Source organism: Actinoplanes subtropicus (assembly GCF_000721705.1).
Taxonomy (GTDB): Bacteria; Actinomycetota; Actinomycetes; order Mycobacteriales; family Micromonosporaceae; genus Actinoplanes; species Actinoplanes subtropicus.
Genome location: NZ_JOJL01000026.1, coordinates 58,700 through 80,531 on the forward strand (window position 1 = coordinate 58,700; position 21,832 = coordinate 80,531).

The following is a 21,832-nucleotide window of genomic DNA, read 5'->3' on the forward strand; positions in this document are numbered from 1 at the left end:
TTCCTCAGTCTGTCAAACGTCGTGGTTCTCGCCGGCGTGGCCGGCCCAGTCGGCGAGCTTGTCGGCCAGCGCCTTGCCGCCGGTGACGTCGCGGGCCACGACGAGAATGGTGTCGTCGCCGGCGATGGTGCCGACGACGTCGGAGAGCCCGGAGCGGTCCAGCGCGCTGGCCAGGAACTGCGCCGCCCCCGGCGGGGTGCGCAGCACGGCGATGTTGCCGCTGGCGTCGACGCCGGTGAGCAGCTCGCGCAGCAGTCGCTGGAGGCGGGCCGGGGCGTCCTCGGTCTCGCGCAGCGGGCGGGTGCCGTCCTCCGGGATGAGGTACGCGCCGCCGACCTTCACGGCGCGCAGCTCCTCCAGGTCGCGGGAGAGGGTGGCCTGGGTGACCTGCACACCCTCGCCCGCCAGCAGCTCGGCCAGCTCGGTCTGCGACCGGATCGGCTTCTGCCGGATGAGATCGACGATCCGGGCGTGCCGCCCGGCCCGGGTCACCGGCCCGGTCACGCTGGGCCTGTCTCTGGAGCCGCCAGCAGCCAGGCCAGCAGGGCCTTCTGCGCGTGCAGACGATTCTCGGCCTGGTCGAAGACGGCGCTCTGCGGGCCGTCCAGGACGTCGTCGGTGATCTCCTCGCCGCGGTGCGCGGGCAGGCAGTGCAGGACGATCGCGCCGGGACCGGCGGCGGCCAGGAGCTTGTCGTTGATCTGGTACGGCCGGAACGGGGTGAGGCGGTCCTTGCCGTCGTTCTCCTGGCCCATCGACGTCCAGGTGTCGGTGGTGAGCACGTCCACCCCGTCGGCCGCCTCGAACGGGTCGCGCAGCACGTCGACCGAGCCGCCGGTGCGGGCGGCGATCTCGGCCGCCTGGGCCACCACGACCGGGGACGGGTCGAATCCCGAGGGACCCGCGACCCGCACGTGCATGCCCGCGGTCGCACCGGCGAGCAGGTAGGAGTGGGCCATGTTGTTGGCGGCGTCCCCGACGTACGCAAGCTTCAGGTTCTTGGTTTTCCCGAAGCGTTCCCGGATGGTCTGCAGGTCGGCGAGCAGCTGGCAGGGGTGGAAGCCGTCGGTGAGTGCGTTGACCACCGGGACGGTGACGCCGGAGGCGAGCTGGGTGAGGCGGTCGTCGGCGGTGGTGCGGAAGACCACGGCGGCGACGTAGCGGGAGACGACCCGGCCGGCGTCGGGCAGCGACTCGCCGCGGCCGAAGTGGGTGACCTGGGTGTCCACGATGATCGGCTGGCCGCCGAGCTCGGCGATGCCGGCCTCGAAGGAGAGGCGGGTGCGCAGGCTGGGCTTGTCGAAGAAGACGGCCACCGAGCGGGGGCCGGCGAGGGGGCGGAACTGGAAGCGGTCGGCCTTCATCTCGGCGGCGAGATCGAGGACGGCGGACTGCTCGGCCGGGGTGAGGTCGTCGTCACGCAGGAAGTGCCGGGTCATTTCAGGCCGTCCAGGGCGTTGAGGAGAGCGTCGGCCTGCTCGGCGCTGATGATCAGCGGTGGGGCGAGTCGGATGACGTCCGGTTGAGGGTTGTTGACGAGGAAGCCAGCGGCGGTGAGCTGGTCCTTGATGTCCGCAGAAATCGGATTTTTCAGGACGACGCCGAGCAGGAGGCCGGCGCCGCGGACGTGCGACACCAGCGGGTTGTTCTCGAGGCCGCGCCGAAGCTGCTCGCCGACCCGCTTGACATGGTCGAGCAGGCCATCCCCGGCGATCGTACGGATCACGGCCAGGCCGGCGGCGCAGGCCACCGGGTTGCCGCCGAAGGTGGTGCCGTGCGAGCCGGGGGTGAACAGGTCGGCGGCCGGGCCGAAGGCGATGCAGGCGCCCAGCGGGAGTCCGCCGCCGAGGCCCTTGGCGAGGGTGATCACGTCGGGCTCGACGCCCTCGCTCTGGTGGTGGAACCAGTGGCCGGTGCGGCCGATGCCGGTCTGCACCTCGTCGAGCACGAGCAGGGCGCCGTTCTTCGTGCAGATCTCGCGGGCGCCGGCGAGGTAGCCGGGCGGGGGGACGACCACGCCGTTCTCGCCCTGGATCGGTTCGAGGATGACCATGGCAGTCTCCCCCGTCACCGCGGCATCCAACTCGGACAAATCACCGAATGTCACGTGATTTACGTCGCCGGGCAGGGGGCGGAAGGGGTCGGCCTTCGACGGCTGGCCGGTGAGGGCGAGCGCCCCCATCGTGCGCCCGTGGAAGGCGCCGTGAGTGGCGACCACCTGGGTGCGGCCGGTCAGGCGGGACAGCTTGAAGGCGGCCTCGTTCGCCTCGGCGCCCGAGTTGCCGAAGATGACGCGACCCGAGCGGCCGGCCAGCGCGAGCAGCAGTTCGGCGAGGGCGACGCAGGGCTCGGCGATGTACAGGTTGGAGACGTGACCCAGGGAGGAGATCTGCTGGGTGACGGCCTCGACGATCGCCGGGTGGGCGTGGCCGAGCGCGTTGACCGCGATGCCGCCGAGGAAGTCGACGTACTCCTTGCCGTTCTCGTCGGTCAGGACGGCGCCCTCGCCTCGCACGAAAGCGATGTCGGGGGTCCCGTAGTTGTTCATCATCGACTGCGACCAGCGGTCGGCCAGCGAGCTCATTGCGGCACCACCATGGTTCCGATCCCTTCGGACGTGAAGACTTCGAGCAGCGTGGAGTGGGCGACGCGGCCGTCGACGACGTGCGCGGCGGGGACTCCGCCGCGGACGGCGCGCAGGCACGCCTCCATCTTGGGGACCATGCCGGACTCGAGGCGGGGCAGCAGCTTCTCGAGGTCGTCGGCGTCGATGCGGGTGGTGAGCGAGGTGGTGTCGGGCCAGTCGGTGTAGAGGCCGGGCACGTCGGTGAGGATCACCAGCTTGCGGGCGCCGAGGGCCTCGGCGAGCGCCGCTGCGGCGGTGTCCGCATTGACATTGTGCAAAATTCCGGAAATGTCGGGCGCGACGGTGGCGATTACGGGGATGCGCCCGGCGGCGATCAGGTCATCGACGGCCGAGGTGTCCACTTTGTCCACGTCGCCGACTTGACCGATGTCGACGTTGACGCCGTCCACGAGCGCGGTCCGGCGTACGGCCGTGAAGAGCTTGGCGTCCTCGCCCGAAAGGCCCACCGCGTACGGTCCATGCTTGTTGATCAAACCGACCAGCTCGCGCCCGACCTGTCCGGTCAGGACCATCCGGACCACGTCCATGGCCTCGGGGGTCGTGACCCGCAGGCCGCCGCGGAACTCGCTCTCGATCCCGAGCCGGTCGAGCATCCTGCTGATCTGTGGCCCGCCGCCGTGCACCACCACCGGCTTGATGCCGACATATCGCATAAATACGATATCTTCCGCGAAGGCCTGCTGCAGCTCCGGGTTGATCATGGCATTGCCGCCGTACTTGATCACGACGGTGGCGCCGTGGAAGCGCTCCAGCCAGGGCAGCGCCTCGATCAGCACCCCGGCCTTCTCGTGCGGCGTGGTCACGACGAGTACGCCGAATTCTCGTGCACGTAGGCGTGCGACAGGTCGGTGGTCCAGATCGTCGCCGTCGCCTCCCCCTCGCGCAGGTTGATCGTGATCGTCACGTCCCGCTTGGAGAGATCCACCTTCGACCGGTCCTCGGCCGCCGCCCCGTCCTTGCAGATCCACACCCCGTTGATCGCCACGTCCACGCGGTCCGGCTCGAACTTCGCCTGCGTCGTGCCGACCGCCGCGAGAATCCGCCCCCAGTTCGGGTCGTTGCCGAACAGCGCCGTCTTCACCAGGTTGTTCCCGGCCACTACCCGCCCGGCCTCGACCGCGTCCTCCTCGCTCGCCGCGCCCTCCACGGTGATCGCGACATGCTTGGTGGCGCCCTCGGCGTCCCTGATCAACTGCTGGGCCAGGTCGTGACACACGGCCGTCACCGCCTCGGTCAGCTCCTCGGGCGAGGGCTGCACGTTGGACGCGCCGCTGGCCAGCAGCAGCACCGTGTCGTTGGTGGACATGCAGCCGTCGGAGTCGATCCGGTCGAAGGTGACCCGGGTGGCCGCCCGCAGCGCCGCGTCCAGCACCTCGTTGTCGGCCGACGCGTCGGTGGTGATCACGACGAGCATGGTGGCCAGGGCCGGCGCCAGCATCCCGGCGCCCTTCGCGATCCCGCCGACCGACCACCGTTCCCTCTGCACCACGGCGTTCTTGGCGACGGTGTCGGTCGTCATGATCGCTTCGGCCGCCCGCGCACCGCCGTCGGCCGCCAGGGCCTTGGCCGCCGCGCTGACGCCGGGCAGCAGCTTGTCCATCGGCAGCAGCTCGCCGATCAGCCCGGTCGAGCAGACCGCCACGTCGCCGGCGCCGATCAGCTGCGGTTTCGCCCCGCCGCGCAGCACCGTCGCGGTGTGCTCGGCGGTCGCGTGCGTGTCCCGGAAGCCCTGCGACCCGGTGCACGCGTTCGCCCCGCCCGAATTGAGCACGACGGCGCGCACGATGCCGCCCTTGAGCACCTGCTGGCTCCAGAGCACCGGCGCGGCTTTCACCCGGTTGCCGGTGAAGACGCCGGCCGCGGTGAAATCGGGCCCGTCGTTGACGACCAGCGCGACGTCCGGGTTGCCGGAGGCCTTGAGCCCGGCGGCGACGCCGCTGGCCCGGAACCCCTTGGGGTGAGTGACGGTCATGGTGCGACTCCGTAGACGGACAGGCCCATCGTCTCGGGCAGGCCGGACATGAGGTTGGCGCACTGCACGGCCTGGCCGGCCGCGCCCTTGCCGAGGTTGTCGAGCGCGCTGACCACGACGATCCGGCCGGAGTCGACGTCGACGGTGGCCTGCAGATGGCACGCGTTCGAGCCGAAGGTCGCCGCCGTGTGCGGCCACTGCCCTTCGGGCAGCACATGCACAAAAACCTCGCTTGCGTACGCCTGGGCCAGCACCTCGCGGGGATTTCCCGCCCCCAGGAAACGGGCCGTGACCGTCGCCAGGATGCCGCGCGGCATCGGCGCCAGCACCGGCGTCATCGAGAGTGACGTCGCACCGGTGGCCTGCTTGATCTCCGGCACATGCTGGTGCGCCCCCACCTTGTAGGGGGACAGGTCACCCATCACCTCGCTGCCCAGCAGGTTGAGCTTGGCGTTACGCCCGGCCCCCGAGGTACCCGAGCCGGCCACCACGACCACGTCGGCCGGGTCGGCGAGCCCCGCCTGGATCAACGGCGCCAGCGCGAGCGTGACGGTGGCCGCATAACAACCCGTATTCGCCACCCGGTCGGCGGTCGCGATCAGCTCCCGCTGGCCCGGCAGCTCCGGCAGCCCGTACGTCCACGTGCCGGCGTGCTCACCGCCGTAATACCGCCGCCAGAGCTCGCCGTCCTTCAACCGGAAGTCGGCACCCAGGTCCACGATCTTGGTACCGGCCGGCAGCTGCGCCGCGAGCGCCGCCGACTGCCCGTGCGGCAGAGCGAGAAAGACCAGGTCGGCGTCGGCCAGGCCGGCCGCCTCGGTCGCGCCGAGCGTCAGATCAAGACCGGCCAACTGCGGGTGTACGGCGCTGACGCGCGCACCGGCCTGCGCATGCGCCGTCGCCGCGACCAGGTCGAACCCGGGATGCCCGGCGAGCAGGCGAAGCAATTCACCGCCCGCGTACCCACTGGCCCCCGCGACCGCAACCCGGATTCCCATACCAACCTCCGCATGACTATGCAGAGGACGGTATCAAGCGGCCCGACCCGGCGGCAAACCAATCATCGGCCAGGGCCCACCAGATGGGAGGGCCGAACCGGCGTCCTGGCGGGTCAAGCCGGCGTCGTCGCTCGCCCGGCCAGCGCGCTGGACCGCTCGGTGCCGAACTCGACGTCCCGCGCCTCGGACCCGATCAGGGTCAGCACGATGACCGCGACGAAGACCGGGATCATCGTGGCGACCAGCGCGAACGGGTACCCGTGCCGGGCCGCGAGGCTCTGCTGGATCGGCAGGTTGAAAGCCGCGAGGCAGTTGCCGAGCTGGTAGGTCACGCCCGGGTAGAACCCGCGGATCTCGTCCGGCGACAGCTCGGTCAGGTGGGCCGGGATCACTCCCCAGGCGCCCTGCACCATGACCTGCATCAGGAACGCGCCGAGCGACAGCCACCCGGCGGTCGTCGAGTACGCGAAGATCGGCAGCAGCGGCAGCCCGAGCACCGCGCAGAGGACGATCATCCGCCGCCGGCCGTACCGCTGCGACAGCGAGCCCACCACGGTCCCGCCGATGATCGCGCCGATGTTGTAGATGACCGCGATCCAGGTGGCCACGGTCGCGGACAGCCCGATGCCGGTCTTCAGGAACGTCGGGTAGATGTCCTGGGTGCCGTGGCTCATCCAGTTGAACGCCGTCATCAGCAGCACCAGGAAGACGAACCGCTTCAGGATGACCCGGTTGAACAGCACCTGGCGCAGCCCGGTGCCGGCCTTCCGCTGCCGCTCGCGGGCGGTCTGCCAGACATCCGACTCGCGGACCTTGCTCCGGACGTACAGGCTGATCAGACACGGAATGAGGCTCAGCGCGAACAACCACCGCCAGGACAGCCCGAGCACCGAATGCACCAGCAGGTAGGCGAGGGCCGCGAACAGGTAGCCGACCGCATACCCCTCCTGCAGGATCCCGGAGAACAGCCCGCGCCGCCCGGCCGGCACCTTCTCCATCGCCAGGGCCGCACCGAGCCCCCACTCGCCGCCCATCCCGATCCCGTACAGCAAGCGAAGGATCAGCAAAACGGTGAAGTTGGGCGCGAACGCGCACGCGAACCCGACGACCGAATAGAAGGCGACGTCCACCATGAGCGGCCGCCGCCGCCCGGCCCGGTCCGCCCACAGCCCGAAGAGGAACGCCCCGACCGGCCGCATCAGCAGCGTGACGGTGGTCAGGAACGCCATCCGCTCCAGCGAGACCCCGAAGTCCTTGGCGATCTCCGCATAGACCAGCACCACGATGAAGTAGTCGAACGCATCCATCGACCACCCGAGCAGAGCGGCCACAAACGCATTGCGTTGTTCCGGAGCGAGCGTACGTTCGGCCATGTCGATGGATTACCGCCACTCTCCCGACCCAAACCCTCCTGAGTGCCGGCCGACGAGAACGCGGGGGTCACCCGACCGGCGGCCGCGTCGCCGACCTTGCCGGAGGCCGAGATGGAGCGGCTCCATTCCGCCGCGCGCCTTTGGTCCGGAACAGGGTCGCGCTACCGGGGTCGCGGTGATGATGCCGCATACCGCATGATCGTCGCCGTGACTACGACACCTGCTGCCGGGAGCTGTCCGCAGTGTGCGGAGCCGACCGTTGCGATCGGGGTGCCCCATCGGTGGTGTCCGGCGTGCGAATGGAACCTGGACCGGGACACGCCGGCCGTGGTGGGCTGGAAATGGGTGGACCAGTGGCTGCATGGGGTGGCCCGGCGGCTGACCGAGGGGCAGTTCGCGGCTCTGGTCGACGGGCCGCTGACCCGGCGGTCGATGAGCTGGGCCCGGGCGGTCACGCTCGGGGCCGCGGTGCTGCTGCTGGCCGGCGTGCTCGCGATCGCGGTGTTCGGCGTCTGGCTGATCCTCTCCGGACAGGGCCTGATCGTCGCCGGCCTGGGACTGCTCGTCCTCGGGGTGGCGTTCGTCCTGCGGCCGCGGCTCGGGCGGCTCGCCACGCACCTCAAGGACGCCCGTGAGGTGGACCGGGCGTCCGCCCCGGAGCTGTTCGGGCTGGTGGATCGGGTGGCCGCCGAGGTCGGCGCGCCGCTGCCGCACGTGCTGCTGATCGGGTACGAGTTCAACGCGTACACCAGTGTGGTCGGTCTTCGCCGCCGACGGATCCTCTACCTCGGGGTGCCCCTGTGGGCGACGCTGGCGCCGCCGGAGCGGGTCGCGCTGATCGGGCACGAGCTCGGGCACTTCGTCAACGGCGACGTGCGCCGCGGGCTGTTGACGGCGGTGGCCGAGAACACGCTCGGCCGGCTCGCCGTGCTGTTCGCGCCGTCGCCCAACGGCCTGCGCGGGCTCACCGGGTTCGTCTCGTACGCGGTGAGCTCGGTCATCTTCCGTGCGGTGCAGGCGGTGCAGGTGGTGCTGTACTGGACGAGCCAGCGCGACTCGCAGCGCGCCGAGTACCTGGCCGACGAGATGGGTGCCCGGGCCGGCGGTTCGGCGGCGGCGGTCCGGCTCGCCGACCACCTGCTGCTGCGCACGCCGCTGGACCTGGTGCTCCAGCGGGAGTCCCGGGCCGGGAACGGCATGCCGGCCTGGCGGGCCGCGTCGGCCGCGACCCGCGATAGCCATGCCGCCTACCTGCCGCCGCTCCGTAGGCTGAGCCGGCACGCCGGCGTGTCGCTGTTCGCCTCGCACCCGCCCGGCGGCCTGCGTGCCGAGATGATCGAGCGCCGCCCGCAGTACGCCGCGACGGTGACGCTCGACGAGGAGGCCGCGACCCGGATCGACGCGGAGTTCGGCGCCTTCCCGGAGCGGGTCCGCCAGGCGCTGGCCGGCGGCGGGCCGGCGTCGGAGCGCCGCCGCCCCCGGACCCCCACCCACTGACCGCCCGCGGCCGGGACGCCGCCCGCGGCCGGGACGCCGCCCGCCGCCGGGACGCCGAGTTCCGCTCGTCGTCCCGGGCGCGCTGAACGGCTACCCGGGCCGCCCCGCCCAGTTCACCGGCGCCGAGCGGGACGCCGGGAACTGAGCGAGCGCCTCGACCTGGGCCGGGTCGGCGGCGTAGCAGTAGAACACCACCTCGTCGGCGCCCAACTCGGCGTAGTCCGCCACCGCCTCGGCGATCTGGGCGGGCTCGGTCAGCGGTGCGCCCCAGCCCTCACGGCCGGTGAAGGCGTAATACCCAGCGATGGCCCGGCGGGCGTCGGCGACCGTCTCCGGGGCGCCGACCGCCACGTTGACCTGGCAGACGATCCGCGGCGCGCCCGGGCGGCCCGCCTCGGCCCACTGCTCGCGGACCGTCCGGATCAGGCCGCCGGCCCAAGACGCCGGGGCCGCGCAGATGAATCCGTCGGCGTGCCGGGCGACCCGGCGCAGCGCGGCCGGCGCGAACCCGCCGATGAGGATGGCCGGGGCACGCCGGGTGGAGCGAGACGCGCTCGCCGACGCCGTGTCCTGGGCGGCGAAAAGCCGGGGTCGTGGCCCGATGACGTCGCCGTCCCAGATCTGTTTCAACGCGGCCAGTTGGTCGTCGAGCGCCCGCCCGCGGCCGGTCATCGGGGTGCCGGCCGCGGCGTGGTCGTCCTCCCGGCCGCCGATGCCGATGCCGAGCACGAAGCGGCCGCCGGACATCCGGTCCAGGGTGGCGACCTGCTTGGCGAGCAGCGCGGTCTGCCGCAGCGGGCCGAGCAGGACCTCGGTCTGCAGCCGGATGCGGCTGGTCGCGCCGGCCAGCACGGCCAGGGCGGTCAGCGGTTCGGGGTTGTCGAAGGCGAGCCGGTCCAGCAGCGCCAGCGTGTCGAAGCCGCACGCCTCGGCGGCGCGGGCCCAGTCGAGGAGTCGTTCGGGCGCGCCGATGGGCAGGCCCAGGCCGAATTCCATGAGTTTCTCCGTAGGTAGGCAGCGACAACTGAGTCGCCCCTCCTCCCCCGCCACGGGGGTCCCGGGCTCGTCTGCGACGTGGTTCTGGAGCCGGGGATACGGATCGCGAGCAAGACTAGCCGACCGTGGCGGGGCCCGCTGCGAATAACGCGGGCCCCGGACCTTTCGTCAGGCGTACGCAATAGTGAAGGTGAAGTTGGACTGGCCGGCCGTGCCGCTCAGCTCGAAGCCGAACTGGATGTCGCCGACCGTCACATCGCCGTACCAACCCTGGGTCTTCAGCCAGTTCAGGACGGCGAGGACGTCGATCGTGCCGGAGTTCGTCGTGCTGGTGCGGACGAACGAGTAGACCTGGTTGCTGCCGTTCGAGCCGCGGTAGACGTTCCAGATGTGACCGCCGACGGCGACGTTGCCGGCCGACGGGACGGCGCCGTTCTGGTCGTAGGACGAGGCGATCGGGCCGACCGCGCCGTGCTGGTTGGTCCAGATCATGATTTCGTACGCGTTGTTGTTCGCCCAGATGTCGTACGCCGTCTCGCAGTCGCCGTCCGGCGGCACCGCCACGTTGAACGAGCTGGAGATCGAGCCCAGCGAGCTCAGCGTGCGGTTGAGCGTCCTGCCGGTGTGCGGATAGGACTTCACCCCGCTGGTCCGCGGATGGTTGGCCACCACGCCCCAGTTCGTGCCGGTCCGCGCCCAGATCGAATGTCGCGGACCACACGGGCGCCACCTGCGACTTTGTCTGTCGAAGCGCTTCAACAGCCGGGCTCAAAGTTTCACGAACGTCAATGCGGTATTGCGCCGATGCTAGGAGCCGCGGGCCGCGGCACGCAAGAACTGGACCGAAATGTCCGAGTTCCCTCGGACCCCATCCTGTGCAACAAACCTGCAAATGGAATGCATTGACTCGAATATTTGGCGGGATGAGGATTTCCGGTACCGGAACAACCGTCCTGGGAACCGCCGGCACCTCTGGCAATTCCGCGCGCCCCTTTCGGCAAATCCACTCCCCGGCGGGCTCCGAAATTGCGACAAGGAGAATTACGCATGGCATCCGCACTACGCCTGCGGCGGCTGGCTGCCGCCGGCGGCCTGGCCACCGTGGTCGCCGCCGGCCTGTTCGTCACGGTCACCAACGCCGAAGCCGCCACCGTCTTCAGCGCCGACTTCGAGAACGGCAGCACCAGCGGCTGGTCCCGCTCCGGCGGCACCTGGTCGATCGTCAGCGACGGCAGCCAGGTCCTCCAGCAGTCCGACGCGAGCAGCGAACGCGCCCGCGAGTTCGCCGGCGACGCCGGCTGGACCGACTACTCGGTGCAGGCCCGGGTCAAGGCCACGTCGTTCGCCTCCACCGCGGGCGTCGTCGCGCTCACCGCCCGCGCCTCCGGCTCGACCAAGATGTACCGGCTGTCGCTCACCGGCGGCAACAAGGTGCAGCTCGAGACCATGAACGGCTCCTCGATCACCGTGCTCGGCTCGCTCGCCCAGACGATCTCGCCCAGCACCTTCTACACCCTCAGACTGACGCTCAACGGCACCACGATCAGCGGCACGATCAACGGCACGAGCGTCGGCAGCGCCACCGACAGCACGATCAGCTCCGGCCGGATCGGCCTGCTGACCGAGCACGCGGCCGGCCGCTTCGACGACGTCGTGGTGGACAATTCGGGCGGCGGCGGAAGCACCTCCGCGCCCACCACGTCGCCCACCACCTCACCGACCACACCGCCGACGACCAGCCCCACCACGGCCCCGCCGACCAGCGGCGCGCTCTACGTCGCCGCCAACGGCGTGGCCGGCGCGGCGGGCACCCAGTCGGCCCCCACCACGCTGCCCGACGCGATCACCCGGATCGCCGCGGGCGGCACCATCTACCTGCGCGGCGGCACCTACAACCTGGCCTCGACGGTCACGATCGCGGCCGGTGACAACGGGGCGGCCGGTGCGCTCAAGACGCTCTCGGCCTACCCCGGCGAGACGCCGGTGCTCGACTTCTCCGCGCAGAGCGAGAACTCGGCCAACCGCGGCCTGCAACTGATGGGCAACTACTGGCACGTGTACGGCATCACCGTCCAGCACGCCGGCGACAACGGCATCTTCATCGGCGGCAGCAGCAACATCGTCGAGCGGGTGGTCACCGCCTTCAACCGCGACTCGGGCTTGCAGATCTCCCGGGCCGCCTCGGACACCCCGGCCAGCCAGTGGCCGTCGAACAACCTGATCGTCAGCTCCGAGTCACACGACAACATGGACTCAGGCGGCGAGAACGCCGACGGGTTCGCCTCGAAGCTGACCTCGGGCACCGGCAACATCTTCCGGTACGACGTGTCGCACAACAACATCGACGACGGCTGGGACCTCTACACCAAGACCGACACCGGCCCGATCGGCCCGGTCACGATCGAGTACTCGCTGTCCTACAACAACGGCACCCTCACCGACGGCACGGTCAACGCCAACGGCGACCGCAACGGCTTCAAGCTCGGCGGCGAGGACATCGCGGTCAACCACCTCATCCAGCACGACATCGCCTACCACAACGGCCACCACGGCTTCACCTACAACAGCAACCCCGGCTCGATGACCATCGCCAACGACGTGAGCATCGACAACGCCGAGCGGAACTTCTCGTTCGACGAGGGCACCTCGACCTTCACCAACGACACGTCCTGCCGGTTCAGCGTCTCCGGCTCGAACGACAAGACCGTCGGCACGACGGACAGCTCGGACCAGTTCTGGTCGGGCACGAACGGCTCCCGGTGCTCCGCCTACAGCGGCGCGCTGGGCTGGTCGTTCGCCTCCGACGGCAAGCTGCGGGTCACCTTCGGCGGCACGGTCGTCAACCCGTGATCCCGGGCCGGGCCGGCCCCACCGAGCCGGCCCGGCCCTTTCGTCCGGTCACGTTGGCGAAAAGGTCTTCACGGCCCGCGGCTCGGTGCCATTCTCCTGGTAGCGCCGTGATTCAGCGGCCTTTCTCGCCCGGCCGGAGGCACCCGCGATGGGGATATTGGCGAACCTGAGCACCCGCACCAAGCTGCTGATCGCGGTCGCGCTGGTCGCCTCCGCCGGCGTGCTGATCGGGATCGTGGCGATCGTCGGGATGGGCTCGATGCGGGCCAGCTCGGCGGCCATCTACCAGCAGAACGTGAAATCGTTGAACGAGCTGTCCGCGGCACGGATCAGCTCGCTGGTCATGCGCAGCCGGGTCTACGACGCCGCGGTCTCCCAGGACCCGAAGAAGGCGGACAGCTTCATCGCGAAGATCCCGGCGGAGGACGCCACGTTCGATCAGGCTTTCGGCTCCTACGCGAAGACCGCGGCAGCCGCCCGCGCCGCCGACGTCGCCGACGTCCAGGCCGCCATCGTCAAGTACCGTCAGATTCGCGACCAGCAGCTCGTGCCGGCGGCGCGAGACCACGACTTCGTGACGTTCGCCGCCGTCCGCGACAGCCAGACCCTGCCGGTGTTCACCGCGCTGACCACCGGGCTGACCAATCTCATCAACGCCGAGACCGCGGCCGCCGGCGCGGCCAACGCGGCGTCTACCCGGACCGCGACCTCCGCGCGCCGCAACGTGATCATCCTGCTTGTCTTGGGCCTGCTTCTCGGGATCGCGTTCGCCCTGTACGTCTCGCGGTCGATCGTCAACCAGGTGGCGCGGGTGGCCCAGGTGCTCGACGCGCTCGCGGCCGGCGATCTGACCCGCTCGGCGGGGATCACCAGCCGCGACGAGATCGGCGTCATGGCCCTGGCCCTCGACAACGCCACCGCCCGGCTGCGGGCGACGATGGGCGCGGTCGGCCAGAGCAGCCTGGGCCTGGCCGACGCGGCCACCGGGCTGGCGGAATCGAGCAACCGGATCGCCGAGAGCGCAGACCGCACCAACGAGCAGGCCAACTCCGCCTCCGCGGCAGCGGAGCAGGTGTCGCACAACGTCCAGACGGTCGCCGCCGCCTCGGAGGAGATGGGCTCCTCGATCCGGGAGATCGCCACGAGTTCCGGCGACGCGGCCCGGGTCGCCCACGACGCGGTCGGGGTGGCGAAGGGGGCGAACGACGTCATCGGCCAGCTGGGCCAATCCAGCTCGGAGATCGGCGCCGTGGTCAACACGATCACGTCGATCGCCGAGCAGACCAATCTGCTCGCGCTCAACGCCACCATCGAGGCGGCCCGCGCGGGCGACGCCGGCAAGGGCTTCGCGGTGGTGGCCGGCGAGGTCAAGGACCTGGCCCTGGAGACGGCCAAGGCCACCGGCGACATCTCCCAGCGGGTGCAGGCGATCCAGGCGAACACCGACTCCGCGGTGGAGGCGATCCTCCGGATCGCCGAAGTGATCGAGCAGATCAGCGAGTACGCCACGACGATCGCCTCCGCCGTCGAGGAGCAGACGTCGGTGACCAGCGAGATCAGTCGCAACATCACCGAGGCCGCGGCCGGTTCGACCGCGATCGCCGGCAACATCACCGGCGTCGCCACGGCCGTGGAGGCATCCCGCGGGGACGTGGCCGCGACGCACCGGGCGGCACAAGAGCTGGCGGCCATGTCGACTCAGCTCCGCCAGGAAGTCGGCCAGTTCAGGTACTGAATTCGGCGCGCTGCCGTGGTGATATGACTGTCCCTATGGCTGACAAGACGATTGTTGCGATCCGGGAGGCGGCGGCCGCGTACGCCGAGGCCGTCCGGGCCACCCAGCGCTTCTTCGACCGGGTCGAGGACACCGACGACCCCTCGGTCCTGGTGGAGTACGCCACGCTCGCCGAGCGGGAGAAGGAGGCGGCCGAGGCCCGGCTGGACGCGATCGAGGCGGCCGGCATCGAGGCGCCGTCCATCGATGAGAGCGACCCCGACGACTAGGCGCCGGGTGACGGAACCGGTTCCGGGCTGGAAGACTCCCGGTTGTTAACGTTCCACAGACCGTGCCGAGGTGGCGGTCGTGACGACCGGAGGCACGAGTTGCCCGCAGTTCCGCCGTACCAGGATCCGGCGCTGCCCGTCGAGCAACGGGTCGATGACCTGCTGGCTCGCATGACCTTGCCGGAGAAGGTCGGGCAGATGCTGCAGCTGGACGCCCGCAACGACATCAAGGAGATCGTCAGCGAGAAACTGGCCGGCTCGATCCTGCACACCTCCCCGGCGAAGATGCTGGAGGCGATCGATCTGGCCGCCCGGACCCGGCTGCGGATTCCCCTTCTCACCGCCGACGACTGTATTCACGGGCACTCCTTCTGGCCGGGCGCGACGATCTTCCCGACCCAGCTGGCGATGGCGGCGACCTGGGATCCGGCCCTGGTCGAGCGGGTCGCCCGGGTCACCGCCGTCGAGGTGGCCGCGACCGGCATCCACCAGACCTTCTCGCCGGTCCTGTGCATCGCCCGGGACCTGCGCTGGGGCCGCGTCGACGAGACGTTCGGCGAGGACCCGTTCCTGATCGGCGAGCTGGGCTCGGCGATGATCCGCGGCTACCAGGGCGGGGGCCTGTCCGACCCGACCGCGATCCTGGCCACCGCCAAGCACTTCGCCGGGTACTCGGAGACGCAGGGCGGCCGGGACGCGAGCGAGGCCGACATCAGTCCCCGCAAGCTGCGCTCCTGGTTCCTGCCGCCGTTCGAGCGGGTCGCCCGGGAGGGCTGCCGGGTCTTCATGCTCGGGTACCAGTCGATGGACGGCGTGCCGATCACCGCCAACCGCTGGCTGCTCAACGACGTGCTCAAGGAGGAATGGGGTTTTTCCGGCACGCTGGTCACCGACTGGGACAACGTCGGCCGGATGGTCTGGGAGCAGCGGGTCTGCGCCGACTACGCCGAGGCGGCCGCGGTGGCGGTGCGGGCCGGCAACGACCTGATCATGGTCACGCCCGGCTTCTTCGAGGGCGCCCAGGAGGCGGTCGCCCGCGGGCTGCTCGCCGAGGCGGAGATCGACGCCGCGGTGCGCCGGATCCTGCGGCTCAAGTTCGAGATGGGCCTGTTCGAGAACCCGCGCGCGCCGGACCCCGAGCGGCAGCGCGAGGTGATCAGCATCCCCGCGCACGCCGACCTCAACCTCGAGGTGGCCCGGCGCTCGCTCGTCCTGCTGCGCAACGACGGCCTTCTCCCGATAGATACGGACAAATTCCGGCGGATCGCGATCATCGGCCCCAACGCCGACGACCCCCAGTCCCAGTTGGGCGACTGGGCGGGAAACTCCGGACAAGTAGCCTGGATGCCCGACGGCCACCCCCGCGAATTGATCGAGACAATCCTCGACGGCTTTAACACGATAAGTCCGAAAAACTGGGACATCACGTACGCGCGCGGGGCCGACATCGAGCGGCTGGTCCCCGACCCCTCGGGTGCGACCTACCCCGACGGCCAGCCCCGCCCGCCAATCTCGCAGCCCGCACCCGTCGACGGCCACCTGATCTCGGTAGCTCGCGACGCGGCGATCCGCGCCGACTACGCCGTCGTGGTCGTCGGCGACACGGTCAACCTGACCGGCGAGCACAAGGCGACCGCCACGCTGGAGCTGCAGGGCGGCCAGATCGCCCTGCTCGACGCGGTGGCGGCCACCAAGACCCCGATGATCGTCGTGCTGCTCAATTCGAAGCCCTGCGTGCTCCCGCCCTCGGCGCTGACCGCGGCGGCGATCATCCAGGCCTTCAACCCCGGCATGCGCGGCGGCCGGGCCGTCGCCGAGCTGATCCTCGGCCTGATCGAGCCGAGCGGGCGGATGCCGCTGTCGGTGCCCCGGCACGTCGGCCAGCAGCCGGTCTACTACAACCAGATCCGCGGCCAGCACGGCAGCCGCTATGCCGACCTCACGCAGGAGCCGCTGTTTGTTTTCGGCGAGGGCCTCTCGTACACAAGCGTGGTTTTCAGCAGTTTGTCTGTTTCTTCCCGAGAAATCGGGCAGGACGGAAAAATCCAGGCGAGTGTCACCCTCACCAACACCGGCGCGCGGCCGTCGCTGGAGACCATTCAGGTGTACGTGAGTGACCTCGTCACCAGCGTGACCTGGGCCGTCCGGGAGCTGAAGGCGTATCGCCAGGTCACCGTGCCGCCCGGCGAGCCGGTCACCGTCGAGATCGAACTGCCGGCCAGCGACTGCACGCTGGTCACCGCCGACGGCCGCCGGGTCGTCGAGCCGGGCGACTTCGAGCTGCTGGTCGGCCCGTCCTCCCGCGAATCCGACCTGCTGCGCGCGCCCTTCCGCATCACCTGACCGCGGCGGCCGCGAGCGGCCTCAGGACAAAACCGAGCTTGCCGTACGCCTTCAGCGCGGGCTCGTTCCAGTAGTCGACGATCAACGCCACCCGCTCCCGCCCGGCCAGGAGCTCGTTCGTGACGAACGCGCACACCTGCCGGGCCAGCCCCCGCCCCCGCGCCTCGGCCCGGGTCGCCACCCCGGCGATCAACCCGGTCTCGGCGGTCGACCACGCGTCGGCGGCGACGGCCAGCAGCCTCCCGTCGTCGTCGCGCACCCCCGCCCAGCGGCGCACGCCGGGCCGGTCCGGCCGCGCCCACGAGCCCGGGAAGTGCCCCTCGATCAGGGCCAGGACCTGCGGCGACTCGTCCTCGGCCAGCCAGCGCGGGCCGGCCGTGGCCGGGACCGGCGCGGTCACCTCCATCCAGCCGAACCGCGCCTCGGCCGTGAGCGACGGCAGCCGCCGCGCCACCTCGGTGACCAACTCCTCGTCGCCGACCGGCCGGAACGTCGGCCCGACCGCCGCCAGCACCTCCTCGCCGAGCAGCCGGGCGACCGCGCCGGGCTCGCCGCTGATCGCTATCCGATCGCGCCGATACAGATCGGCGCGGGCCACCGCGACCGCGCCGGGCCGCTCCCAGATCCGGGCGCCGGGCTGCGCCGCCACTCACCGCACCACCGGGTCGTCGAGCATGCGGCCCATGTTGACACGGCCTGGCATCGTCGGCCGCGTGCTACTCCGGGTCCTGCGCCGCACCGTTTTCTGGGGTGCGCTCGCCACCGCGATCGCGATCATCGCCGGGTCGTTCTGCTCACTCTGGGTGCGGGCTTCGGCCTTCGGGCACGTGTACGACGAAAGCTCCGTCCCGCCCGCACCCGTCGCGATCGTGCTGGGAGCCGAGGTCTACCCCGACAGCGAGCCGTCGCCGTTCCTCGCGGCCCGCCTCGACATCGCCAAGCGCCTGCTCGACGAGGGCAAGGTCAAGGCGATCCTGGTCTCCGGCGACCACAGCCGCTGGGACTACGACGAGCCCGGCTCGATGCAGGTCTACCTGGTCGCCCGCGGGGTGCCGGCCGGCGAGGTGGTGCTCGACTACGCCGGCTTCGACACGTACGACTCGTGCGCGCGGGCCAGGCGCATCTTCGGCGTCCGTAAGGCCATCGTGGTGACCCAGAGCTACCACATCGACCGGGCCGTCACGCTCTGCCGCGGCCAGGGCATCGACGCGTCCGGCGTGGGCGACGACTCGGTCCGCATCTACACGGAGCCGTGGGCCCACTCGTACGTCCGGGAACAGGGCGCGATCGTGAAGGCGGCCTACGACTCGCTCTCGCATCGCGACCCGGTCTTCCTGGGCCGCCACGAGCCCGGCATCGACGACGCGTTGCGGGACTCATAGGTGCCGCCAGCGGGGTTCTTAGCCGTTTCTTAGCCGGAGGTGGGCTCACCTTTCAGGAAGCGTGCCAATTCTTGGTGGAAGAACGCCACCTACGGAGTTGTGCGATGACCGATAGAAACCCCCCATCCCCCGACGAGCCCACCGAGGCGCGGCCCGCGGTTCCCGTCTCCTCTTCGGAGCCCGCCGCCGCGGAGCCGGCCGCCGCTCCGACGGCCGAGCAGCCCGCCACCGCCCAGCCCGCGCAGGCCACCCAGCCGGCGCAGGCCACCCAGCCGCCCCCGGGCGCCTGGCAGCCGGCCGGCCCGGCGACCTGGCAGCAAGGACCGCCGCGCGGCCCCCGCTGGTACGGCCGGCGGGTGCCGCTGCTGCTCGCCATCGGGCTGCTGCTGATCGGCTGCCTCGGCGGCGCCGGCGTGGTCGCGGTCGGCGCGGCACTGACCCACTTCGGCCACGGCGACCGCTACAGCTCCCGCTTCGAACGCGGCCCCGGCGGCTTCCGCAACGGCCCACACATGGGCCCGGGCAACCAGGACGGCCGCCGCTTCCGCCAGTTCCCGAACGGCAACGGCAACAACAACCCCGCCCCCGGGCCGGCCCAGAGTGCCCCGGCCCCAGCCCCGTCCGCCTCGTCCTGACCGAACACATCGACACACGTAGACATGCTGCCGCCGTAGGACGAGAGTGGTCGGCATGGCCAAGTCGACTCGGCGAACGTTTCTGACGGTGTCCGCGGCGACCATCGCCGCCGGCGTCTCCGGTCCCGGGGAGGCGCTGGCGGCGGATCGCCGCAAGCCCTCCCCTACGCCCGAGCTGCGCGCGATCTTCCGGGAGATCGACCCGAAGCGGATCGAGGCGACGATCCGCAAGCTGGTCTCGTTCGGCACCCGGCACACCCTGTCGGTGCAGGACGACCCGAACCGCGGCATCGGCGCCGCCCGCGACTGGATCTTCGCGGAGCTGCAGCGCTACGCCGCGGCGTCCGGCGGCCGGATGACCGTCGAGCTGCAGTCGTTCATCCAGCCGGTCGCCTCCCGCATCCCGGTGCCCACCCGGATCACCAACGTCGTGGCCACCCTGCGCGGCAGCGTCACGCCGGCCCGCACGTACGTCGTGACCGGTCACTACGACTCCCGGGTCACCGACGTCATGAACGCGACCAGCGACGCCCCCGGCGCCGACGACGACGGCTCCGGCGTGGCCGTGGTGCTGGAGCTGGCCCGGGTGCTGGCCACCCGCTCGCCCGAGGCCACGATCGTCTTCGCCGCGGTGGCCGGCGAGGAGCAGGGCCTCTACGGCTCCGACCACCTGGCCCAGTCGTTCAAGGACGCCGGGACCGACATCCAGGGCATGTTCAGCAACGACATCGTCGGCACCGGCGACGCGCACGACGGCACCCCGAACGACCCGCACACCGTCCGGCTCTTCGTCGAGGGCGTGCCGACCTCGGAGACCCCGGCCCAGGCCACGATCCGGCAGAGCGTCGGCGGCGAGAACGACGGCCCGTCCCGCCAGCTCGGCCGCTTCGTCGACGACGTGGCGAGCAACCCGCAGACCGGCATGCACGTGCGGCAGATCTGGCGCCGCGACCGCTACCTGCGCGGCAGCGACCACATCTCGTTCCTGCTGCGCGGTTACCCGGCGGGCCGTTTCACCGAGCCTCGGGAAAACTTCAACCACGAACATCAGGACGTACGGGTGGAGAACGGCGTCCAGTTCGGCGACCTGATCGCGTTCTGCGACTTCGCGTACATCGCCCGGGTGGCCCGGGTGAACGCCGCCGCCCTCTGGGGTCTCGCCCAGGCACCCGGCACCCCGAAGGGCGTCGTGATCGACACGACCCAGCTGACCAACCAGACCACCCTGCGCTGGACGGCGAACCCGGAACCGGACCTGGCCGGTTACGAGGTGCTCTGGCGCGAGACGACCGCCCCGGACTGGACGAACTCCCGTTTCGTGGGCGACGTGACGACGTACACCATCGATCTTTCGAAGGACAACGTGCTCTTCGGCGTGCGCTCGGTCGACCAGGCCGGCAACCGCAGCCCCGCGGCGGCGCCCCAGCCGTCGAGCTGAGGGAGGAGGCGGCCCACGACAGCCCGGCGCGGGCCCGCCTCACCCACGCCGGCGCGGTCATCGCCGACGTGGTCCTCCTACCCCGCTGACCCTCTCATCTATGCGGCTAGTTGCCAGTCTTCTATGCGGCTAGTTGCCAGTCTTCTATGCGGCTAGTTGCCAGTCGAAGTGGTACTGGTTGGTCAGCGGGGGCACGTTCGTGCTCCAGCTGAAGTCGGTCACGCCGTCGCGGATCGCGGCGGTCGGCGGGGAGGGCAGCTTACGGTCGCCGCTCCAGGTGACCTCGCGTCCGGTCAGGCTCACCTCGACGCCGGCCGGGAAGCGCAGGTGCACCGACAGCTGCTCGGTGGGCCAGCGGATCTCCCGCTCGAACCAGTTGCCCCACTTCGTGGCGTGCACCCGGTAGGAGCAGACGATCGTCGCGGAGCGTCCGGGGTAGATCGGCGCGGGCAGGCCGCCCGGCTCGAACCAGACATAGATCTTCTTGTACGCGTCGCGGTCCTCGACCAGCTCCCACCGGGACGGCTCGCCGTCGAAGGTGGCCCGGAAGCCGAGCTCGGTCAGCGTGACCGGGTTGTCCCGGTAGAACCGGCGGGACAGGTGCGGATCGGCCGGGTGCGCATCCACGTCGATGCGTACCGGGAAGCGGGTCACCGGCTGGTCGCCGGCGTTGTGCACGTCGCGCAGGATGCGGATGTGGTAGTAGCCGTCCTCGGTCAGGGTCAGCTGCGAATCCTCGCGGCGGACCACCAGGCCGGCCCGCATCCGCGCGGCGGCGCGGGTGGTTCGCGGGGACGGCCCCTCCTGCGTCTGGGTCTCGGCGAGGAAGGCGTCGAACGCCGCCGCCAGCTCACCATTCGTCTGCAGCACGGCGTCGGCGCGAGCGGCGAACTCGCACGTCGGCCGGTGCCGCCCGTTCTCCACGTGGCTGACGTAGGACGGGTCGAAGCCCATCATCCTCGCCAGCGTCTTCTTGTTCAGTCCTCGGCTCGTCCGGAGCCTGGCCAGAGCGTCGGCAAACGCTGTCCGGCCGGAGAGATCGTCCGTCATGGGAGTCACCTCGTAGCGGGACCCCAAGTATCGCCGCCGCCCCGCGACCGCGCAATGTGACGTGCCGTGCACGGTGAGTGCGGCAACTGTCACGTATCAGCCGAGGGCGGGCACACTGACCCCGGCGTCGTCGGCCAGGCCCGCGACCGGGATCAGGGCCGCCGGGCCGCCGGACATCAGCACCAGGGTGGTGGTCGCCCCCGGGGCGCCGGTGTCCTGATCGGCCATGCTCTTGAGCTTCGGCACCTGGTCGGCGTCCACCGTGACCTGCCCGTCCTCCCGGATCGCCCGCACCTTGCCGAGCGGCCCGTTCAGGACCAGGCACAGCTTCTTGTCGCCGTCCTGGGCGTAGTACGTGTCGGCGTCGCACATGCCGAGGGCCCGGGCGAAGAAGCCGGGCGGCTTGGTCACCTGCTTCGAGATGGCGTCGTTCACGGCGTACACGTCGACGTCGTGTCTTCCGGGGAGCAGGAGCGGATCCCGTACGACCAGGAACGCCGCACCCACACCCAGCGCGACCACCAAGATCAGCCCGGCCACCCACGGCCATTTGCGCCTTTTCGCCATGGTGAGAACCCTAGGTAGTGCTGGCACTACCGCCAAGACGGTGGCCTCCCGCAGGGATTTCCATCGATCCGGCCCCTAGC

The 21,832-nt window shown here is 70.7% G+C and carries 20 protein-coding genes; 8 read left to right on the top strand and 12 right to left on the bottom strand.

Going from position 1 to position 21,832, the window contains the following annotated elements; genetic code table 11:
• Positions 1-12: 12 nt before the first annotated feature.
• The 7 genes from IH26_RS0132430 to IH26_RS0132460 all read right to left on the bottom strand — a co-directional run bounded on the left by IH26_RS0132430 (position 13) and on the right by IH26_RS0132460 (position 6,990).
• Positions 13-504, bottom strand: coding sequence for an arginine repressor (locus IH26_RS0132430; RefSeq protein WP_030440064.1), 492 nt, complete (start codon positions 502-504; stop codon positions 13-15).
• On the bottom strand, positions 501-1,439 hold the full coding sequence (gene argF / locus IH26_RS0132435) for an ornithine carbamoyltransferase (protein WP_030440065.1): 939 nt from the start codon (positions 1,437-1,439) through the stop codon (positions 501-503). Before argF ends, IH26_RS0132430 begins: the two co-directional genes overlap by 4 nt.
• Positions 1,436-2,584 carry an acetylornithine transaminase gene (locus IH26_RS0132440; RefSeq protein ID WP_030440066.1) on the bottom strand — a complete coding sequence of 383 codons (1,149 nt, stop codon included), beginning with the start codon at positions 2,582-2,584 and terminating at the stop codon, positions 1,436-1,438. Before IH26_RS0132440 ends, argF begins: the two co-directional genes overlap by 4 nt.
• The gene (gene argB, locus IH26_RS0132445) at positions 2,581-3,450 is read right to left on the bottom strand and encodes an acetylglutamate kinase (RefSeq protein WP_034216440.1); all 870 of its coding nucleotides are present in this window, start codon (positions 3,448-3,450) and stop codon (positions 2,581-2,583) included. The genes IH26_RS0132440 and argB overlap by 4 nt, the downstream gene beginning before the upstream one ends.
• Positions 3,447-4,619 (bottom strand): bifunctional glutamate N-acetyltransferase/amino-acid acetyltransferase ArgJ, encoded by a 1,173-nt coding sequence (gene argJ, locus IH26_RS0132450; RefSeq protein WP_030440068.1) that lies wholly within the window; start codon positions 4,617-4,619, stop codon positions 3,447-3,449. Before argJ ends, argB begins: the two co-directional genes overlap by 4 nt.
• A complete protein-coding gene (gene argC / locus IH26_RS0132455) occupies positions 4,616-5,617 on the bottom strand; it encodes an N-acetyl-gamma-glutamyl-phosphate reductase (protein ID WP_030440069.1) in 1,002 nt (333 codons plus the stop codon). Before argC ends, argJ begins: the two co-directional genes overlap by 4 nt.
• Before the next feature lie 113 nt (positions 5,618-5,730).
• The gene (locus tag IH26_RS0132460; protein WP_030440070.1) at positions 5,731-6,990 is read right to left on the bottom strand and encodes an MFS transporter; all 1,260 of its coding nucleotides are present in this window, start codon (positions 6,988-6,990) and stop codon (positions 5,731-5,733) included.
• Positions 6,991-7,197: 207 nt separating this feature from the next.
• Here IH26_RS0132460 and IH26_RS0132465 point away from each other — a divergent pair, with 207 nt between their 5' ends.
• On the top strand, positions 7,198-8,487 hold the full coding sequence (locus tag IH26_RS0132465; protein WP_169789859.1) for a M48 family metalloprotease: 1,290 nt from the start codon (positions 7,198-7,200) through the stop codon (positions 8,485-8,487).
• A 90-nt stretch (positions 8,488-8,577) separates the two neighbouring features.
• Here the strand turns inward: IH26_RS0132465 and IH26_RS0132470 are convergent, their stop codons facing one another.
• Together IH26_RS0132470 and IH26_RS0132475 are read right to left on the bottom strand one after the other, a co-directional pair.
• The gene (locus tag IH26_RS0132470; protein WP_030440072.1) at positions 8,578-9,483 is read right to left on the bottom strand and encodes an LLM class flavin-dependent oxidoreductase; all 906 of its coding nucleotides are present in this window, start codon (positions 9,481-9,483) and stop codon (positions 8,578-8,580) included.
• Positions 9,484-9,651: 168 nt separating this feature from the next.
• Positions 9,652-10,155, bottom strand: a complete 504-nt coding sequence (locus tag IH26_RS0132475; protein WP_051808920.1) for a GH12 family glycosyl hydrolase domain-containing protein — start codon at positions 10,153-10,155, stop codon at positions 9,652-9,654.
• Between the two features lie 375 nt (positions 10,156-10,530).
• Between IH26_RS0132475 and IH26_RS0132480 the strand changes: the two genes are divergently transcribed.
• The 4 genes from IH26_RS0132480 to IH26_RS0132495 all read left to right on the top strand — a co-directional run bounded on the left by IH26_RS0132480 (position 10,531) and on the right by IH26_RS0132495 (position 16,680).
• Positions 10,531-12,333, top strand: a complete 1,803-nt coding sequence (locus IH26_RS0132480) for a cellulose-binding protein (RefSeq protein WP_030440074.1) — start codon at positions 10,531-10,533, stop codon at positions 12,331-12,333.
• Positions 12,334-12,481: 148 nt separating this feature from the next.
• Positions 12,482-14,068: a methyl-accepting chemotaxis protein gene (locus IH26_RS0132485; protein WP_030440075.1), complete on the top strand. Its 1,587-nt coding sequence runs from the start codon at positions 12,482-12,484 to the stop codon at positions 14,066-14,068.
• A 35-nt stretch (positions 14,069-14,103) separates the two neighbouring features.
• The gene (locus tag IH26_RS0132490; RefSeq protein ID WP_034216444.1) at positions 14,104-14,337 is read left to right on the top strand and encodes a hypothetical protein; all 234 of its coding nucleotides are present in this window, start codon (positions 14,104-14,106) and stop codon (positions 14,335-14,337) included.
• Positions 14,338-14,436: 99 nt separating this feature from the next.
• A complete protein-coding gene (locus IH26_RS0132495) occupies positions 14,437-16,680 on the top strand; it encodes an exo-beta-d-1,3/1,6-glucosidase (RefSeq protein WP_030440077.1) in 2,244 nt (747 codons plus the stop codon).
• Here IH26_RS0132495 and IH26_RS0132500 read toward each other — a convergent pair.
• Positions 16,673-17,329 (bottom strand): GNAT family N-acetyltransferase, encoded by a 657-nt coding sequence (locus tag IH26_RS0132500; RefSeq protein WP_245665724.1) that lies wholly within the window; start codon positions 17,327-17,329, stop codon positions 16,673-16,675. The genes IH26_RS0132495 and IH26_RS0132500 overlap by 8 nt on opposite strands.
• 34 nt (positions 17,330-17,363) lie before the next feature.
• Here IH26_RS0132500 and IH26_RS0132505 point away from each other — a divergent pair, with 34 nt between their 5' ends.
• The 3 genes from IH26_RS0132505 to IH26_RS0132515 all read left to right on the top strand — a co-directional run bounded on the left by IH26_RS0132505 (position 17,364) and on the right by IH26_RS0132515 (position 20,135).
• On the top strand, positions 17,364-18,062 hold the full coding sequence (locus tag IH26_RS0132505; protein ID WP_034216445.1) for a SanA/YdcF family protein: 699 nt from the start codon (positions 17,364-17,366) through the stop codon (positions 18,060-18,062).
• Between the two features lie 104 nt (positions 18,063-18,166).
• Complete coding sequence (locus IH26_RS0132510; protein WP_030440080.1) at positions 18,167-18,697, top strand: hypothetical protein; 531 nt, start codon at positions 18,167-18,169, stop codon at positions 18,695-18,697.
• 55 nt (positions 18,698-18,752) lie between these two features.
• Complete coding sequence (locus IH26_RS0132515; protein WP_030440081.1) at positions 18,753-20,135, top strand: M20/M25/M40 family metallo-hydrolase; 1,383 nt, start codon at positions 18,753-18,755, stop codon at positions 20,133-20,135.
• A gap of 144 nt (positions 20,136-20,279) precedes the next feature.
• Here the strand turns inward: IH26_RS0132515 and IH26_RS0132520 are convergent, their stop codons facing one another.
• Positions 20,280-21,185 (bottom strand): helix-turn-helix domain-containing protein, encoded by a 906-nt coding sequence (locus IH26_RS0132520; protein ID WP_030440082.1) that lies wholly within the window; start codon positions 21,183-21,185, stop codon positions 20,280-20,282.
• A 96-nt stretch (positions 21,186-21,281) separates the two neighbouring features.
• Positions 21,282-21,752, bottom strand: a complete 471-nt coding sequence (locus tag IH26_RS0132525; protein ID WP_157437506.1) for a hypothetical protein — start codon at positions 21,750-21,752, stop codon at positions 21,282-21,284.
• Positions 21,753-21,832 lie beyond the last annotated feature (80 nt).